Origin of the sequence: Pseudosporangium ferrugineum (assembly GCF_003002065.1) — a bacterium.
Taxonomy (GTDB): Bacteria; Actinomycetota; Actinomycetes; order Mycobacteriales; family Micromonosporaceae; genus Actinoplanes; species Actinoplanes ferrugineus_A.
The window spans coordinates 254681-270986 of the sequence record NZ_PVZG01000007.1 but is presented as its reverse complement, the minus strand read 5'-3'; the positions used below and the strand labels follow the sequence as shown (position 1 = coordinate 270986).

Sequence of the window (16306 nt, the reverse complement as noted above, 5' to 3'; positions counted from 1 at the left end):
GAACTAGAGCGCGAGTTGCGGGCGGGCCGGGATGCCCACGACGGCCGGCGCCGCGGTGCGGGGGGCCATCTGCTGGGGTACGGGACTCGGCACCAGCATCGACTCCACGGCCGGGGCGATCGAGCGGCGTTCGCCGAGCTGGATGAGCCGCGCGGCGCGGGCCAGCGAACCGGTCTCGCCGTCGCGGAAGCCCTCCCGGTATCCCTTCTCGTAGCGTTCGCCGCGTCCGAGGGCGCGGCCGATGGCGAAGCACGACGAGCCGGCGAGGGCGAGCAGGAAGAGAAGCGCGAAGGGTGTCACGACAAGCCTTTCAAAAGGGTCGACGTTCGATAACCCGCAAATTAGTCGAATCTAGACAAACCTCTACCCGGTCGCGGGAGCAATTACGCGTACGGGTGAACCGTGCCTGGCCACCCGCCCGGCCAGGCGCCACGACGGGGTGGAAGGCTGTGTGCTCGTGACTTCTTCTGACCTCGCGCGGCAGGTCCGCGACGTGAGCCGGCTGACCGGCGAGTTCGTTCTCCGCTCGGGCCGCACCGCCACCGAGTACTTCGACAAGTACCAGTTCGAGTCGGACCCGGTGCTGCTCGACCGGCTGGCCGAGCAGATGGCCGTCCTCATCCCCGAGGGCACCGAGGTGCTCGCCGGTCTCGAGATGGGCGGCATCGCCGTGGTGACCGCGCTCGGCCGGCACGCCGGCCTGCCGTGCGCGTTCGTGCGCAAGCAGGCCAAGGCGTACGGGACCGCGCGCCTCGCCGAGGGCGCCGAGGTGGCCGGCCGCCGGGTGCTGATCGTCGAGGACGTGGTCACCTCCGGCGGCCAGGTCGTCCTGTCGACGAAGGACCTGCGCAAGCTCGGCGCGCACGTCGACCACGCGCTCTGCGTGCTCGACCGCCAGGAGGGCGGCGCCGAGTCGCTCGCCGCCGAGGGCATCAAGCTGCGCGCGCTGCTGACCCGCGCCGACCTGGAAGCCGCGGCCTAACCGCGGGTCTCGGCCCGGACCCAGTCCAGGTAGGCCGGGTTCCCGGCCACGATCGGCAGGGCGAAGACGCACGGTACGTCGTACGGGTGCTCGGCGTCGGCCCGGGCGACGATCTCCGGTACGAGCGAGGCGCGGGTGTGCAGGGCGACCCGCGCCTCCGGATCGTCGTGCACGGCACCCTCCCACCGGTAGACCGACCGGATCGCGGTGACCTGCTGACCGCACGCCGCCAGCCGGTCCTCGACGAGGCGCCGGGTGAAGGCGGCCAGCCACTCCGGATCGGCGGCCGTGACGACCACCTCGCACACGTCGTCGTCGGTCATATGGCCACGGGCTCCTGCTCCGCGGGGGCGCCCTCGTACGCGCAGCCGCCCGCCGGGCTCGTCGACAGGGTGATCACGGCGTCGAGCCGGTCGCGGGTGCGGGTGAGCTCCACGATCTGGGCGTCGATGCGGTCCCGTTCGGCCGCCAGGCGGGCCCGCGACTCCGGGGTGCTGACCTGGGCGTCCACGCACGGCAGCAGGTCGGCGATGGTCTTGCTGGAGAGGCCGGCGCCGTACAGCATCTGGACCAGCTGCACCCGGTCGACCGCGTGCTCGGGGTAGTGCCGCTGCCCGCTCGGGCTGCGGGTGGAGCGCAGCAGCCCCTGCTCCTCGTAGTAACGCAGCGCGCGCACGCTCACGCCCGCCCTCGTGGCCAGCTCGCCGATCCGCATGGTGACTCCCGTCGCAGCTCTTGCCTCTGACGTCAACGTCAGGTTCTAGCGTAGCCCGCATGCAGATCTCAGGAGCCGTCGCCCTCGTCACCGGAGCCAACCGTGGCCTGGGCAAAGAGTTCGTCACCAGCCTTCTCGACCGCGGCGCGGCCAAGGTTTACGCCGCCGCCCGCCGCCCCGAGCTCATCGACCTCCCGGGCGTCGAGACCCTGCGCCTCGACATCACCGACCCGGCCTCGGTGGCCGCCGCGGTGGCGGCCGCCCCGGACGTCACCCTGCTCATCAACAACGCCGGCATCTCCACCGGCCACAACCTGATCACCGGCGACCTCGCCGAGATCCGGCGCGAGATGGACACCCACTACTACGGCACCCTCGCCGTGATCCGCGCCTTCGCGCCCCAGCTCGCCGGCGGCGCGATCCTCAACGTCCTCTCGGCGCTGTCCTGGTTCTCGTACGACGGCTCGAACGCGTACGCGGCGGCGAAGGCGGCGGCCTGGAGCCTCACCAACGGCGTCCGCCTCGAGCTGGCGGCCCAGCACACCCTGGTGACCGGCCTGCACCTGGGCGCCGCCGACACCGACATGTCGGCGTCGTACGACGGCCCGAAGGTGGCGCCGGCCGAGGTGGTGGCGGCGGCCCTGGACGGCCTGGAGGAGAACCGGATCGAGGTGCTCGCGGACGACTGGAGCCGGCACGTGAAGGCGTCCGTCGCGAACGACCCGAGCGACTTCTACACGCTCACCCCGGCCGCCTGACCGGTGACTGCCCGGGCAGGGTGATCCGGACGGTGGTCCCCTGCCCGGGCACCGAGGTCACCCCGGCGGTGCCGCCGTGCGCCGCCACGATCGCCTCCACGATGGCCAGACCCAGGCCCGACGAGCCGCCGCTGTCCCGGCTGCGGCTCGGATCGGCGCGGTAGAAGCGTTCGAACACGTGGGGCAGGTGCTCCGGTGCTATGCCGTCGCCCTCGTCGCGTACGGTGACCGCCACCTGGCCGTCCCCCCGGTCGACCGTGACCGTGACCGGCGTGCCGGGCCGGGTGTGCTGCACGGCGTTGCCGACGAGGTTGCGCAACACCTGCTGGAGGCGGGGGCCGTCGGCGGCGACGACCGCCTCCCGCGCTCCCTCCAGCGTGATGGCCCGGTCGGCGCTGACCACGCGGGCGTCGTCGATCACCTCGCCGGCCAGCGCCACCACGTCCACCGGGCCGAGGTTCAGCGGCTGGGCCGCGTCGAGCCGGGCGAGCAGCGACAGCTCGTCGACGAGGTGGCGCATCCGGTTCACCTCCGCCTGCATCCGCGCCATGGCGTGGTCGAGCTGCTCGGGGTCGCGCAGGCCGCCCTGGACGTACAGGTCGATCCAGCCGTGCAGGTTCGCCAGCGGCGTGCGCAGCTCGTGCCCGGCGTCGGCGACGAAGCTCCGCAGCCGGTCCTCGGCCCGCCGCTGCGCGTCGAACGCCCGCTGGACCGCGGCGGTGAGTGCGGCGGCCTCCGGGCCGGCCAGCAACCCGGCGAGCAGGACCCGCCACCGCCGCGGCACGTTCATCGCCGCACCGGCCGCAGGCTGTACCCGAATCCCCGTACCGTGACGATCATCGAAGGCCCACCCAGGTCGATCTTGCGCCGGAGGTTGGAGACGAAGCGCTCGACGACGGCCGCGTCCCCGCCGAAGTCGTACTGCCAGACGTTGTCCAGGATCTGCGCCTTGGAGACCACCCGCCCGGCGTTCGCCAGCAGGTAGCGCAGCAGCCGGAACTCGGTGGGGGACAGCTCGACCGGCTCCCCGCCGCGGGTCACCACGTGCCGGGCCTCGTCCATCTCCAGGTCACCGCAGCGCAGCACCCCCTCGGGCAGCTCCGGCGGCAGCCGCCGGGACCGCCGCAGCAGCGCCTCCAGCCGGGCGGCGACCTCCGCGACGTCGAACGGCTTGGTGAGGTAATCGTCGCCGCCCAGGCGCAGCCCGCGGACCCGGTCGTCCAGCTCGTCGCGGGCGGTCAGGAACATCACCGGCACGTGGACGTCACGCGAGCGCAGCAGCTGCAGCAGGTCGAAGCCGTCCGTGCCGGGCAGCATCACGTCCAGGACGACGGCGTCGGGCGTACGCGCCGCCAGCGAGGACAGCGCGGCCGGCGCATCGGCGACCGCCTCCACCTCGAACCCGGCGAACCGCAGCGCGGACAGCAGCAGCTCCCGGAGCCCCGGATCGTCGTCCACCACCAGAATGCGGTCCACGTCGTCTATCTCACCATCGGTACGGACGCGCCCTCGACGTCGACGCGGGGCAGCACCCGGCCGAGCCGCCGCGGCAGCCACCAGGCGCGATGCCCCGCGAGCGCGAGCACCGCCGGCACCAGCGTCATCCGGACCAGGAACGCGTCCAGCAGGACCCCCACGGCGAGCGCGAAGGCGATCGGCTTCAGCGTGGCATCGCCGGCCGGGATGAAGCTCGCGAAGACCGCGATCATGATCAGCGCGGCCGCGGTCACGACGCGTGCCGAGGCCCGGAAGCCGTGGACGACCGCGCGGTGCGGGTCGCGGCTGCGGGCGTACTCCTCGTGCATGCGGCTGACCAGGAACACCTCGTAGTCCATGGCCAGCCCGAACAGCACCGCCATCAGGATGATCGGCAGGAAGCTGATCACCGGCCCGGTGCGCGACACGCCGGCCAGCTCGGCGAGCCACCCCCACTGGAACACCGCGACCACCGCGCCGAGCGTCGCCCCGACCGACAGCAGGAAGCCGAGCGTCGCCTTCAGCGGCACGATCAGCGAGCGGAAGGCCACCATCAACAGCAGAACCGCAAGACCCGCAACAAGCAGGGCAAACGGTACGAGCGCCGCACGCAGTCGCGCCGAGATGTCCAGGCCGAAGGCGGTCACCCCGGTCACCCCGCCGGCGGCCCCGAGCCGGGCGACCAGCTCCCCGGTACGCGGATCCTGCGGCCCGGTCTCCGGGACCACCTGGAGCAGGGCGTACCGGCCGTCCGCGGAGAGTTGCGGACGGCCGGCGGCGACCACCCCGTCCATGGCCGCCACCCGCGCGGCCAGCGCCTTCGCCGCCGCCTCGTCCGGCACCCCCGCCAGGACCAGCAGCGGACCGTTGAAACCCGGCCCGAACGCGGCGGCCGTCAGGTCGTACGCCCGCCGCTGCGTGCTGTCCGCCGGAGCGGAACCGTGATCGGTGAGCGCGAGCCGCAACCCGGCCGCCGGTACGGCCATGACACTGAGCACCGCCACGACCGCCAGCGTGGTGACCAGCGGCCGGCGGGTCACCAGCCGCACCCAGCGCGAACCCAGGGTCGTCCGGTCGGCGGCGAGCTCCCGGCGGGCTGTCCGCGGCCCCGGCCGCAGCCGCTCCCCGGCAACGCCCAGCAGCGCCGGGATCAGCGTCACCGCCACCAGCACCGCGACGAACACGGCCGCGGCCCCGGCCAGCCCCATCGCGGTCAGGAACGGGATCCGTACGACGACCAGCCCGGCCAGGGCGATGACCACGGTGAGGCCGGCGAAGACCACGGCGGTGCCGGCTGTCCCGATGGCCCGGCCGGCCGACTCCACCACCGGCAGGCCGGACGCCAACTGCGACCGGTGCCGGGCCACGATGAACAGCGCGTAGTCGATGCCGACCGCCAGGCCGAGCATGAGGGCCAGGGCGGGAGCGGTGGACGGCACGGTGATCGTGGCCGCGACGGCGCCCAGGGCGGCCACGGTCGCGCCGACCCCGAGGAGGGCGGTGAGCAGGGGCAGGCCGGCCGCCACCAGGGAACCGAACGTGATGACGAGTACGGCCAGCGCCAGCAGGAGCCCTGCGCCTTCGGCGGGGCCGCTGCTTTTGGTGGGGCTGTCCCCGTACAGGGAACCTCCGAATTCGACCTGCAGCCCGGCCTCCTGGGCCGGCCCGAACGCGGTTTCGATCGGTCCGGGAGGCGCATGCTCCGGGACATTGACGTACGCGAGCGCGACCCGGCCGTCCTTCGAGACGATCGGTTCCGGCGCTTCTTCGGAGGCCGTGCTTGCTTCTTCGGAGGCCGCGGATGCTTCTTCGGAGGCCGCGCTTGTTTCCTTGGAGGCCGTGCTTGCTTCTTTGGAGGCCGAGGCGAGCGTCCGCTTGATGACCGTCCGGTGCTCGGCGATGGTCCGACCGGCCGGCGCGACGAACACCACCTGGACGGTCTCGCCCGCCGCGGCGGGAAACCGCTGGTCAACGGTGTCGAGCGTGCGCTGGGCCCGGGACCCGGGAAGCGTGAACCCGTCGTCGTAGGACCCGCCGGCGGCCCCGGAGAGCACGCCGACGGCGACGAGCACGGCCACCCAGGCCGCCAGTACGGTCCAGCGGCGCCGGGCCGCCCAGGCGCCGAGCCGGTAGAGGAAAGCGGCCATGACAGCTGGCTCCCTGCGGTCGAGAATCAAGGAGCCACATCACAACCCCCGCCCCTGACGACCGGCCGTTTCCCTACCTGACGATTGCCTGACGACTACTCGAAGTCGCAACCGGGGTTGGGCGCGTCCTCCGAGAACGGACTCCCCTTCGGCAGCACGTAGAGCACCTCGAGAACGACCTCGGTGTCGCCCAGATTGCGGCCGATGTGGACGTTCCCCGGGCCGCCGGGCTCGAACACGAAGGACCGGGTGGGGTAGACGCCGTCACTCTCACAGGTCGCGTCGAAGTGACTGAGGGTCCCACTCTTGACGGTCGCGTAAAGATTCCCGTCATGGAAATGCCAGCCGGTGTCGGTGTGCGGAGGCAGGTGCACCTCCCGCAGCGTGTAGTCGGTCCCGCCGACGGTCTGCTGCCAGATGACCGTGCCGAAAACGCCCGGATCGGGCGGGGTGGCACGGGCCGCACTGCCGACAAGAGACAGGGAAATGGCCGCGCCCACGACAACGGCCGCTCTACGAAGAGTCATATCGGCATTGTCTCCACATCTCGGACGCCACCCCACTAACTCTGCCCGAGTGGGCCACAGCCCTGCGGCAATCGATACGGCCTTCCCCGCCCTGCGGAGGCGCTCCGCTGTCCCCCGTCTTCGGCTGCGCGCGCCGCTCACTCCGCCGGACCCCGGCGACCCTGCTCGCGCTTCTCACCGAGCCGTAGCCGTTCGAGGAGCGCGACCGGCTCCGGTATCAGCCTCCGGCGCCGGCGGTGACCCGGAGCAACTCCTCCTCGGTGCCGAAGGCGGTTCGGCGCTCGGGATGGTTCACGTACTCGTGCACGACCCGCGAGAGGAGCGCCGCGTCGACGGTGGCCGGCAGGGTGTTGCGGCCGACGGTGATCCCACGGCGGCGTACGAGGTCGGGCCGCTGGTAGTTGGCCGTCAGGGTCCGGTTTCCCGGGGAGATCGGGAAGGCCGGGGCGAAGGCCTCCCAGGGGATGAACTGAGATCCGAGGAGCTGGGGGTTGAGCACGCCGTCGGGCCGCAGGCGGAGATCGCGCTCACCCCCGGCCGCACGCCACAGCAGCCCGACGAGCAGCACCCACATAATTGCCAGGGCGGCGTCGACCTGCCACCACAACTCGTGGTCACCGATGTCGCTGACCGCGTCGGCGACGGTGAGCCCGCCCAGGAGCGTGAAGCTGGCAGTCAGAAGAACGGCCTGCGGCCCGGGCGGAGCAACGAAGGCACGCTCGCGCTTCGACACGACGAAGGTCGCGGGGCCGTAGCGCGCCGCGAGTGCGGAAAGCGCGATAGCAACGACGATCAGGCCGATCGCAATGCCGCCCGCGGGGGCCCAGATCCTCGCCTCGCGTGCCTTCGCCGCGACGCCCAGCAGCACGGCCAACAGGAGAACGCCGCCCAGAAAACCCCATCGATGACGGTCTAGCGCCCCGAACCACCTCATCAACACTGCTGCATAGTACGAACGAGGCGTTCCCCTCAGAGGGCCGCCTTGGACCCACTCCCGGAAGGACAAGGGCGGCAAGGCGTAAGCCTGCTGAAGGCGCCCCGAGGGCGTCTTCCCGGGTGTCCGCCCCACCATGGCGCCGGAAAGCTGTCAGGCCCGGCCTCCCTGAGCGGAAGACCGGGCCTGACCTGCACTTACGGTGGTCGGGGTGGCCGGATTTGAACCGACGGCCTCTTCGTCCCGAACGAAGCGCGCTACCAAGCTGCGCCACACCCCGTGGTGCTGAGCAATAGTATCCGACGCCTTCGCCTGGGCGAAATCGGTATCCCCCTGAGGCTGTTTGCCCAGGTCAGCGGGGGATCAGGGTGAGGATCGTGGCTTCGGGGCGGCAGGCGAAGCGGATGGGGGCCGTGGGGTGGGTGCCGAGGCCTGCGGAGACGTGGAGGTGGGCGTCGGACCAGCGGTGGAGGCCCTTGGCCATGGAGTGGGGGAGGTCGCAGTTGGTGGTCAGGGCGCCGTAGCCGGGGACGCAGACCTGGCCGCCGTGGGTGTGGCCGGCCAGGAGGAGGGTGAAGCCGTCGGCGGCCATGGGGTCGAGGACCCGGGAGGCGGGGGTGTGGGTGACGCCGATGTGCAGGTCGGCGTCGGGGGAGATGGGGCCTGCTACCGCGGGGTAGTCGTCGCGGTCGATGTGGGGGTCGTCGACGCCGGCCAGTTCGAGGGTGCGGCCGCCTGCCTTCAGGAGGGTGCGGGCGTTGTTGAGGTCCGCCCAGCCCGCGTCGGTGAAGTGCTGGCGGAGGGCCTCCGCCGGGAGTTCCGCGCCCTGGACGTACTCGTCGGAGGGGAGGAGGTAGCGGAGGGGGTTCTTCCAGACCGGGCCGCGGTAGTCGTTGGAGCCGAAGACGAAGGCGCCCGGGAGGGTGAGCAGGGGGTCGAGGGCGCGGAGGACGCCCGGGACCGCGTCCGGGGACGCCATGTTGTCGCCGGTGACCACCACGAGGTCGGGGTCCGTGCCGCTCAGGGCCGCCACCCAGGCCTGCTTGCGGTGCTGGCCCGGCATCATGTGCAGGTCCGAGAGGTGCAGGATGCGCAGCGGTTCCGCGTCCGGTTCCAGGATCGGGACGTTGAAGCGGCGCAGGGTGAACAGGTTGCGCTCGATCAGGGAGGCGTAGGCGAAAGTGGCGGCGCCGGTGGCGGTCAGCGTGGCGGCCAGGGCGATAAGGGGGCGCTTGCGCATGACGGCCAGAGTAGTTTGACCGTCCATGGGAACGTTGAAAGACCGCCTGAACGATGACCTGCACGCCGCGATGAAGGGCCGGGACGAGCTGAGCACGTCGACGCTGCGGATGGCGCTGTCGGCCGTGCGCAACGCCGAGGTGTCCGGGGACGCCGCGCGGGAGCTCTCCGACGACGAGGTGCTCGCGGTGCTGACCAAGGAGGCCAAGAAGCGCCGGGAGGCGGCCACCGCCTTCCGGGACGCCGGGCGCTCCGAGCAGGCCGCGAAGGAGGTCGCCGAGGGCGAGGTGCTCGACCGGTACCTGCCGGCTCAGCTCACCGACGAGGAGATCGCCGGGATCGTGGCGGAGGCGCTGCGGGCGGGCGGGTTCAGCGGGAAGGGCCAGATGGGCCCGGCGATGAAGGCGGCCCAGGCCGCGGTGGCGGGCCGGGCCGAGGGAGGCCGGGTCGCGGCCGAGGTCCGCCGGCAACTGAGCTGATTCCGTACGGGGAAAGCGAACGGGCGGGCCACCACCGAGGGTGACCCGCCCGCCGTGCCTGGAGCGCTATCGGCGCCCGGGTCTGCGGGGCGGCCCGCCGCCGTCGCCGGGACCGGGCTTGCCGCCCTTGCCCTTGCTGACCTCGATGCTGACGTAGCCGCCCTTGATGGTGCGGCCGCTCGGGCTCGTGCCGGCCGCGGTGCCCTTGGGGCAGTCCGACTCGACCTCGGTGCCGACCGTGGCGCTGAAGCCCGCGCTCTCGAGGCGGTTGCGGGCGCCGTCGATCGTGGCGCAGGTGACGTCGGGGATCGAGCGCTGGTCGCCGATCGAGATCTTGCGGCTGCCCGGCTTCTTGAACTGGACCTTGGGGGTGCCCTTGAGGTAATCCCGCATGGTGTCCCACACCGCCGGGTTCACGATCGAGTGGGACATGTGGTCGGAGTGGTCCTGGTAGTCGGGGTTCACCAGGTAGCCGGCGACCGTCAGCGAGCTGCTGCCGATGATCAGCGAGGCCGTCTTGTCGGCGTCCGTGGTGCCGGTCTTGCCGTAGATGGGGTGCCGGATCGTCGCGTGCGCGCCCGGCGCCGTCGCCCCGGCGCAGCGGCCGAGCTGGGCGCTGTCGCCGACCGGGCAGCGGGCCGCGTCGATCGCCGCGCGGGCCACGTCGGGTGAGGTGGCCCGGGTGCAGTGCGGCTTGCCCACGTCGATCTTCTCGCCGCTGTGCGAGGTGATCTGTTCGACGGGGGTGGGCGTGCAGTACATGCCGTCGCCGGCCAGGGTCGCGTACGCGTTGGCCATGTCGAGCGGGGTGGAGGACGACACGCCCAGCGTGAACGCGCCCCACTGGTGTGCCGACTGCTTGGTGGCGGCGAAGTCGGCGTCCTGCTTCGCACGGAACTGCACGCCGAAGCGCTGGGCGACGTCGACCACCTTCTCGGCGCCGACCCGCTCCTGCAGCGGTACGAAGAACGTGTTGATCGACTTACCGAAGCCGGTCCACATGTTGGTGAGGCCGCCGGCCTTGCCGCCGGAGTTGCTGGGGCAGTAGTACTTGCCGTTACACGTCGACGGGCCCGGCCTGATGATGTACTTCGACACGTACTTCGCCGGGGCGTTGATGGGGTAGGCCAGCGGGTAGCCGTTCTCCAGCGCCGCGATCACCGTGAAGATCTTGAACACCGAGCCGGCCTGGTAGCCGGTGATGTCGCCGCCGCCGCTCATCAGCGGGTTTGTGGTGTTCGGGTACGAGCCGCGGATCTTCTTCTTCGCCTTGCGGGGGTCCGAGGAGATCTTGTTCTGCGGGTGCTCGGGGTCGTCGAGCTTGAAGCGGCGGTTGGCGGCGAGCGCGCGCACCTTGCCCGTGCCGGGCTGGATGCCGGCGAGCAGGAGCGCGTTCTTGTTCTTCTCCTTGATGTGGTCGCCGATGTTCTCGCGCGCCGCGTTCTGCGCCTTGATGTCCATCGACGTCTGGATGCGGTAGCCGCCGCTCTTGAGCCGCCGCTCCCGGTCGTACGTGGTGGCGCCGAACTCGTTACGCCCCAGCCACCAGCGGTAGAAGTAGTCGCAGAAGAAGCCCCAGTGGTTTTTCGCCGCGGAGACGCAGCCGTTGCCGACCCGCTGGACGGTCTTGCTGATCTTCGTCGCGGTGGCCTTCTTCGCCTCGTCCGGGGTGATGAACTTGAGCTCCAGCATGTCCTCGACGACGTAGTTGCGCCGGGCCAGCGCCTGCGGGTAGCCGCTGGCGGTGGTCGGGTTGAACGCGCTGGGGGCCTTCACCATGCTGGCCAGCAGGGCGGACTCGGCGATCGTGAGGTCCTTCGGCTTCTTCTTGAAGTAGACCTGGCTGGCCGCGTACACGCCGTAGGAGCCGTTTCCGAAGGGCGCCTGGTTGAGGTAGTTCTCCAGGATCTGCTCCTTGGTGAGCTCCTTCTCGACCTGCATCGCGTACTTCATCTCGGTGATCTTGCGCTTGGGCGAGTCCTTGGTGGCGTCGACGACCTCCTGGGGGTTCGTCGCCGAGTAGGCCAGGGACATGCGCACGTACTGCATCGTCAGCGTCGAGGCGCCCTGCTGGGACTTGCCGCTCTTGTTGCTGACGACCGCGCGGGCGACGCCTTTGAGGTCGACGCCGTTGTGGTTGTAGAACTCGTGGTCCTCGGCCGCGATGATCGCGTGCTGCATGTGGACGGAGATGTCCTTGAGCGGCGCGTCGCTGCGGAACTCGTCGTAGAAGACCGAGATCTGCGTCTTGTTGTCGGACGCGAAGATCCGGCTGATCTGGGGGGCACTCGCCCGCTTGAGCTCGCTGGGCAGGCTCGCGAAGGTCTGCCCGCCCGCCTTGGCGGCCAGGCCGGACATCGCGACCGCGGGGAAGGCCGCGGCGGCCACCACCACGCCGGCCAATAAGCCGCAGATCAGCAGCGAGGTCGCATTGGCGAAGATGTTGTGATCGCGTCTGCGCATCCAGGAGCTCACGTGAGCAGGGTACGCGAAACTCCCCCGCAACCAAGGGTCGAGAAGGTCACGGTTCGCCCAGATTGATTCTTACTCTTCCGTCGGCAGCGCGGGGCCTTTTCGGAGATTTTCCGCGAACTTTTCTCCGTCCGGTCAGCCGGAGATGCCCGGAACTACCGAGGTATACGTATTTGAGGGACAACGTTGCGTAATCGCCCGACTACGGAGCATGATGGTCCGGCGAGCTTTCGCACGACGTCTGCGCGGCTTGGGGGACATGGGTACGCAGGCGTCAGGGGGTTATTGCAAGGGGGGACGTGAACAGATGGGGATGATCAGCGACTGGCCCAGCATGGCGGCATGTCAGAGTGGCGACCCTGACGCGCTGTTCGTGCAGGGCGCCGAGCAGAACGTGGCGAAGAGAATCTGCCGAAGCTGCCCGGTCCGCTACGAGTGCCTCGCCGACGCGCTGGACAACCGGATCGAGTTCGGTGTCTGGGGAGGCATGACCGAACGGGAGCGGCGCGCACTGCTGCGCCGGCACCCGCACGTGGCGAGCTGGCGCAAGATGTTCGAAGCCGCGCTGCGCGAGAAGGGCGCCGACAAGGTGCTCGTCTCCACCCGCTGATTTATCGGAGATCGGTGTCATCGAAGGTCGGTGGTGAGGGCATCACCGATCGTTCGCAGCCCGTCGACGTCGTGCACGTCGGCGGGCTGTGCTGTCACCGACACCGTGGGCACGGCCGGGAACGCGTCGGTGAACTGCGCCGCCACCCGTACCTCCCGGTCGATCTGCCGGAGCAACCCGGCGTGGACCCGCAGCGCGTCCGCCGTGGTCCGCTGATCCGGGTCGGCCTCCAGGGCCGCCGCCGCGGCCTCGGCCGCGTCCAGCGGGACCGAGCCCAGGACCGCGCGGTGGGTGCGGTTGAGCACCAGGCCGGCGAGCGGCATCCGCTCGGTCACCAGCCGCTCCGCGAAATACGCGGCCTCCCGGACCGCGTCCCGCTCCGGGGCGGCGACCAGCAGGAACGCCGTCTGCGGGTCCTGGAGGATCCGGTACGTCTCGTCCGCGCGCTGCCGGAAGCCGCCGAACATCGAGTCCAGGGCGGCGACGAAGCCGGACAGGTCGGTCAGCAGCTGCGCGCCGAGGATCTTCTGCACCGCCCGGGAGAAGATCCCGAACGAAGCCGTGACCAGGCTGAACATGCTTCGGCCGCCGCGAGCGGGCGCCAGCAGCATCCGCAGCATGCGCCCGTCGAGGAAGCGGGAGAGGCGCGCGGGGGCGTCGAGGAAGTCGAGGGCCGAGCGTGACGGCGGGGTGTCGACCACGATGAGGTCCCACTCGTCGCGGGACCGCAGCTGGCCCAGCTTCTCCATCGCCATGTACTCCTGCGTGCCGGAGAACGTCGAGCTCATGGCCTGGTAGAAGGGGTTGGCGAAGATCTCGGAGGCCCGCTGCGGCGACGTGTGCGCCTGCACGACCTCGTCGAACGTGCGCTTCATGTCGAGCATCATGGCGTGCAGCTCGCCGCCGGTGGCCTCGGTGTCGATGCCCTTGACCTGCCGCGGCGTGTTGTCCAGCTCGGTCAGGCCCATCGACTGGGCCAGCCGGCGGGCCGGGTCGATGGTCAGCACCACCGTGCGCCGGCCGTGCCGCTCGGCGGCCCGCAGGCCCAGGGCGGCCGCGGTGGTGGTCTTGCCGACGCCGCCGGCGCCGCAGCACACGATGATGCGGGTCGCCGGGTCCGCCAGCAGAGCGTCGACGTCCAGGCGCGGGGCGGGGTGATCAGCGGCCACGCTTCGAGCGTACTGACTCCGGGCGCGGGTCGCGGGCCGGAGCGCTGCGGTGTGTGGCGGGTCAGACACCCATCAGTGCCTCGGCGAGCCGGTCCAGCCCGTCGCGGTCCACGCCGTCCTCGAGCTGCGGCAGCTCCACCATGGGGTAATCGGTCTCGGCGAGGTCCGCCCGCAGCGACTCCTCGAGCTCGCGCCGGGTCAGGTGCGCCTTCGCCTCGGCCTGCAGCGCGTTGACCGTGGCCGGGTCGGTGGGCAGGCCGGCGGCGGTGAGGCCGCGCTTCAGCTCGGTCTTGGTGACCTTGGCGCCGGCCAGCAGCGGCGGGCGGGCGCCGTTGACGATGATCCGGCCGACCGGGATGGACAGGGCCGTGAGCTCGGCGATCGCGTCGAGGCTCTCCTGCACCGGCATCTCCTCGAGGAGCGTGACCACGTGCACGGAGGTGATCGGCGAGCGCAGCAACGAGGCGACGCCGTCGCTCTGGGTCTTGATCGGCCCCATCTTCGCCAGCTTCGCGGTCTCCGCGGTGACGTTGAGGAACCGGCCGATCCGGCCGGTCGGCGGTGCGTCGAGCACCACGGCGTCGTACGCGCGCCGCCCGTCGGACGACCGCGTGGTGGCCTCCTTCACCTTGCCGGTGAGCAGCACGTCACGCAGGCCCGGGGCGATGGTGGTGGCGAAGTCGATGGCACCGATCTTGCGCAGCGCGCGGCCGGCGGCACCGAGCTTGTAGAACATGTCGAGGTACTCCAGCAGGGCTTCCTCGGCGTCCACGGCCAGGGCGCGGACCTCGCCGTCGCCGCGGGCCGGGGTGGCGATGCGCAGCTCCTGGTAGGGCAGCGGTTCCAGGCCGAACAGCTGGGCGATGCCCTGCCGGCCCTCGACCTCCACCAGCAGGGTGCGGTGCCCGCCGGCCGCCAGGCCCAGCGCCAGCGCCGCCGCGACGGTGGTCTTGCCCGTGCCGCCCTTGCCCGTCACCACGTGCAGCCGGGCCGGCCACTCTTCTCTGCCCACGCTTCGAGGGTACGGCCGGTCAGCCGGTGACGTCGCAGACGAGCCAGCCGGTCTTGCGGATCACCGTGAACGTGAGCTGCTGATCGGCGCTCTTCTCGTCGTCCGTGGTCATGGTCAGGTCGACGGCCACGGTGGCCTTCTCGTCGTCCTGCCCCGACACGGCCGGCTCGGACCAGCGGAACGACGGCGCCTGGTACTCGTTCGCGTACCCCTTGATCTGGTCCACCCGGGTCTTGATCTTGTCCTCGTCGCGCGCCTCGCGGCAGACGTAGTCGCCGGCCGCGGTCGCGTCCTGCTGGGTGTAGACGGCCGTGAGGAAGCGGTCGACGGCCGTCGCCGGGTCGGGTGAGCCCTTGCCGCTGTCCGCGTTGCGCAGCAGCAGGAGGGCCGAGACCGTGCCGCCGCCGAACAGCAGCAGCGTCACGACCAGCGCCAGAGCCACCCACAGCCCGGTACGCCGGCGGCGCGGCGGTTCGGCGGCGGTCTCGGTGTGCTGCGGGTCGAACGGCACCTGCCACGGCTGCGGCAGCATGCTCAGCGGGATCGCCTCGGTGGGCAGGTCGTGCTGGACGCCGGGCTGCACCTCGGCCGGCGGGGAGTGCTCGTGGGCGAGGTGGTCCGGCGGATGGGTGTGCCACTCGCCCGGCTTCTCGTGCTTGGCGTGGAACGGCTCGGACGGCGGCGGCTGATGCCAGACGACCTCACCCTCCACCGTCTCGGCGGTGTCGTCCATGATCGCGGGGAACTCGCCGGTCGTCGCGGCGTAGACGGTCGCGTCGGTGATGGTCGCGATCTGTTCGGTCGGCTGCTCGGTCGGCTGCCCGGCCGGCGGTGCGGCGGCCGGCGGCGCCGCTTCCGGCGGGGCCGCGCCGAGGTAGTCCGACTCGGGCGCCTCGGCGCCGGCGATCGATGACGGCCGCCCGGAACCACCCTGCGGTTGCGTCATCGTGCCCCCTGATCCGCCCGTGCCGAGGCCGCACCGCCCCCTCGTCAGGGTAGAGGAATCCGATCGGCCGCGAGGCGGCTCCGGCCGCCTGACTAGGCTGTCGGGCGAATCCGCGGGCTATCTCTACAGGTGGGCGAACACATGCAGAAGTGGGAGTACGTGACCGTGCCGCTGCTGGTCCATGCGACCAAGCAGATCCTCGACAACTGGGGCGAGGACGGTTGGGAACTGGTGCAGGTCGTGCCGGGCCCGAACCCGGACCAGCTGGTCGCGTACATGAAGCGGGCGAAGTCGTGACGGCGCCGACGCCGGTCAGCGGGGCGGGCGGGGCGGACGCGTACGCGCGCCTCGCCGAGCTCGGCCTGACGCTGCCGCAGGTGGTTCCGCCGCTCGCCGCGTACGTGCCGGCCGTCCAATCGGGCAATTACGTGTACGTCTCCGGGCAGCTTCCGATGGTCGACGGGAAGCTGCCGTACACCGGGAAGGTGGGCGCCGACGTCACCCCCGAGCAGGGTACGGAACTCGCCCGGTACTGCGCCCTGAACGCCCTCGCGGCGATCGACGCGCTGGTCGGGCTGGGCCGGCTCGTGAAGATCGTCAAGCTGACCGGCTTCGTGGCCTCGGCCGAGGGTTTCACCGGTCAACCGGCCGTCGTCAACGGCGCGTCGCAGCTTTTCGGCGACGTCTTCGGCGAGCTGGGCCGGCACGCGCGCAGCGCCGTCGGGGTGGCGGAGCTGCCCCTGGGCGCTCCCGTCGAGGTGGAAGTCATCGCCGAGATCGCCTGACCCCGGCGCGGAAAAATCGTCGCCGTGCGTGACCGCCGGTGACGGAGTCGCACTC

The 16306-nt window shown here is 71.2% G+C and carries 19 protein-coding genes and 1 tRNA gene; 6 read left to right on the top strand and 14 right to left on the bottom strand.

Annotated features, from left to right (window positions below; translation table 11 throughout):
- Nucleotides 1-3: 3 nt before the first annotated feature.
- On the bottom strand, nucleotides 4-300 hold the full coding sequence (locus CLV70_RS17320) for a hypothetical protein (RefSeq protein ID WP_106127537.1): 297 nt from the start codon (nucleotides 298-300) through the stop codon (nucleotides 4-6).
- 157 nt (nucleotides 301-457) lie between these two features.
- Here CLV70_RS17320 and pyrE point away from each other — a divergent pair, with 157 nt between their 5' ends.
- Nucleotides 458-982, top strand: coding sequence for an orotate phosphoribosyltransferase (gene pyrE, locus CLV70_RS17315; RefSeq protein WP_106127659.1), 525 nt, complete (start codon nucleotides 458-460; stop codon nucleotides 980-982).
- Here pyrE and cutA read toward each other — a convergent pair.
- Nucleotides 979-1305, bottom strand: coding sequence for a divalent-cation tolerance protein CutA (gene cutA / locus CLV70_RS17310; protein ID WP_106127536.1), 327 nt, complete (start codon nucleotides 1303-1305; stop codon nucleotides 979-981). The two genes, pyrE and cutA, sit on opposite strands and share 4 nt — an antisense overlap.
- Complete coding sequence (locus CLV70_RS17305; protein ID WP_106127535.1) at nucleotides 1302-1697, bottom strand: MerR family transcriptional regulator; 396 nt, start codon at nucleotides 1695-1697, stop codon at nucleotides 1302-1304. Before CLV70_RS17305 ends, cutA begins: the two co-directional genes overlap by 4 nt.
- 59 nt (nucleotides 1698-1756) lie before the next feature.
- Here CLV70_RS17305 and CLV70_RS17300 point away from each other — a divergent pair, with 59 nt between their 5' ends.
- Complete coding sequence (locus tag CLV70_RS17300) at nucleotides 1757-2455, top strand: SDR family oxidoreductase (RefSeq protein WP_106127534.1); 699 nt, start codon at nucleotides 1757-1759, stop codon at nucleotides 2453-2455.
- On the opposite strand, the gene CLV70_RS17295 is transcribed toward CLV70_RS17300, so the two are convergent.
- The 7 genes from CLV70_RS17295 to CLV70_RS17265 form a co-directional block, all read right to left on the bottom strand.
- Complete coding sequence (locus CLV70_RS17295; protein WP_106127533.1) at nucleotides 2439-3245, bottom strand: sensor histidine kinase; 807 nt, start codon at nucleotides 3243-3245, stop codon at nucleotides 2439-2441. The two genes, CLV70_RS17300 and CLV70_RS17295, sit on opposite strands and share 17 nt — an antisense overlap.
- Nucleotides 3242-3931 carry a response regulator transcription factor gene (locus CLV70_RS17290; RefSeq protein ID WP_211303793.1) on the bottom strand — a complete coding sequence of 230 codons (690 nt, stop codon included), beginning with the start codon at nucleotides 3929-3931 and terminating at the stop codon, nucleotides 3242-3244. Before CLV70_RS17290 ends, CLV70_RS17295 begins: the two co-directional genes overlap by 4 nt.
- Before the next feature lie 5 nt (nucleotides 3932-3936).
- A complete protein-coding gene (locus CLV70_RS17285; RefSeq protein ID WP_106127532.1) occupies nucleotides 3937-6078 on the bottom strand; it encodes an MMPL family transporter in 2142 nt (713 codons plus the stop codon).
- A 95-nt stretch (nucleotides 6079-6173) separates the two neighbouring features.
- Nucleotides 6174-6605 carry a cupin domain-containing protein gene (locus tag CLV70_RS17280; RefSeq protein WP_106127531.1) on the bottom strand — a complete coding sequence of 144 codons (432 nt, stop codon included), beginning with the start codon at nucleotides 6603-6605 and terminating at the stop codon, nucleotides 6174-6176.
- Between the two features lie 217 nt (nucleotides 6606-6822).
- Nucleotides 6823-7473 (bottom strand): hypothetical protein, encoded by a 651-nt coding sequence (locus CLV70_RS17275; protein ID WP_146164082.1) that lies wholly within the window; start codon nucleotides 7471-7473, stop codon nucleotides 6823-6825.
- A 269-nt stretch (nucleotides 7474-7742) separates the two neighbouring features.
- Nucleotides 7743-7819: transfer RNA gene (locus CLV70_RS17270), tRNA-Pro, on the bottom strand.
- Between the two features lie 72 nt (nucleotides 7820-7891).
- Nucleotides 7892-8779 (bottom strand): metallophosphoesterase, encoded by an 888-nt coding sequence (locus CLV70_RS17265; protein ID WP_106127529.1) that lies wholly within the window; start codon nucleotides 8777-8779, stop codon nucleotides 7892-7894.
- A gap of 25 nt (nucleotides 8780-8804) precedes the next feature.
- On the opposite strand from CLV70_RS17265, the gene CLV70_RS17260 reads away from it, so the two are divergent.
- A complete protein-coding gene (locus CLV70_RS17260) occupies nucleotides 8805-9257 on the top strand; it encodes a GatB/YqeY domain-containing protein (RefSeq protein ID WP_106127528.1) in 453 nt (150 codons plus the stop codon).
- 66 nt (nucleotides 9258-9323) lie between these two features.
- On the opposite strand, the gene CLV70_RS17255 is transcribed toward CLV70_RS17260, so the two are convergent.
- Nucleotides 9324-11720 carry a penicillin-binding protein gene (locus tag CLV70_RS17255; RefSeq protein WP_106127657.1) on the bottom strand — a complete coding sequence of 799 codons (2397 nt, stop codon included), beginning with the start codon at nucleotides 11718-11720 and terminating at the stop codon, nucleotides 9324-9326.
- Between the two features lie 316 nt (nucleotides 11721-12036).
- Here CLV70_RS17255 and CLV70_RS17250 point away from each other — a divergent pair, with 316 nt between their 5' ends.
- Nucleotides 12037-12339: a WhiB family transcriptional regulator gene (locus tag CLV70_RS17250; RefSeq protein ID WP_041832981.1), complete on the top strand. Its 303-nt coding sequence runs from the start codon at nucleotides 12037-12039 to the stop codon at nucleotides 12337-12339.
- Nucleotides 12340-12356: 17 nt separating this feature from the next.
- On the opposite strand, the gene bagB is transcribed toward CLV70_RS17250, so the two are convergent.
- From bagB to CLV70_RS17235, 3 genes are all read right to left on the bottom strand, one after another.
- Entirely contained in the window at nucleotides 12357-13508 is a 1152-nt protein-coding gene (bagB, locus tag CLV70_RS17245) for an ArsA family ATPase (protein ID WP_106127527.1), read from the bottom strand.
- Between the two features lie 61 nt (nucleotides 13509-13569).
- The gene (gene bagA, locus CLV70_RS17240; protein ID WP_106127526.1) at nucleotides 13570-14520 is read right to left on the bottom strand and encodes an ATPase BagA; all 951 of its coding nucleotides are present in this window, start codon (nucleotides 14518-14520) and stop codon (nucleotides 13570-13572) included.
- A 19-nt stretch (nucleotides 14521-14539) separates the two neighbouring features.
- Nucleotides 14540-15466 carry an Rv0361 family membrane protein gene (locus tag CLV70_RS17235; RefSeq protein ID WP_106127525.1) on the bottom strand — a complete coding sequence of 309 codons (927 nt, stop codon included), beginning with the start codon at nucleotides 15464-15466 and terminating at the stop codon, nucleotides 14540-14542.
- A gap of 141 nt (nucleotides 15467-15607) precedes the next feature.
- Here CLV70_RS17235 and sp36 point away from each other — a divergent pair, with 141 nt between their 5' ends.
- Together sp36 and CLV70_RS17225 are read left to right on the top strand one after the other, a co-directional pair.
- A complete protein-coding gene (sp36, locus tag CLV70_RS17230; protein WP_015625975.1) occupies nucleotides 15608-15763 on the top strand; it encodes a Sp36 family protein in 156 nt (51 codons plus the stop codon).
- On the top strand, nucleotides 15760-16251 hold the full coding sequence (locus tag CLV70_RS17225) for a RidA family protein (RefSeq protein ID WP_106127524.1): 492 nt from the start codon (nucleotides 15760-15762) through the stop codon (nucleotides 16249-16251). Before sp36 ends, CLV70_RS17225 begins: the two co-directional genes overlap by 4 nt.
- The last annotated feature ends 55 nt before the right edge of the window (nucleotides 16252-16306 follow it).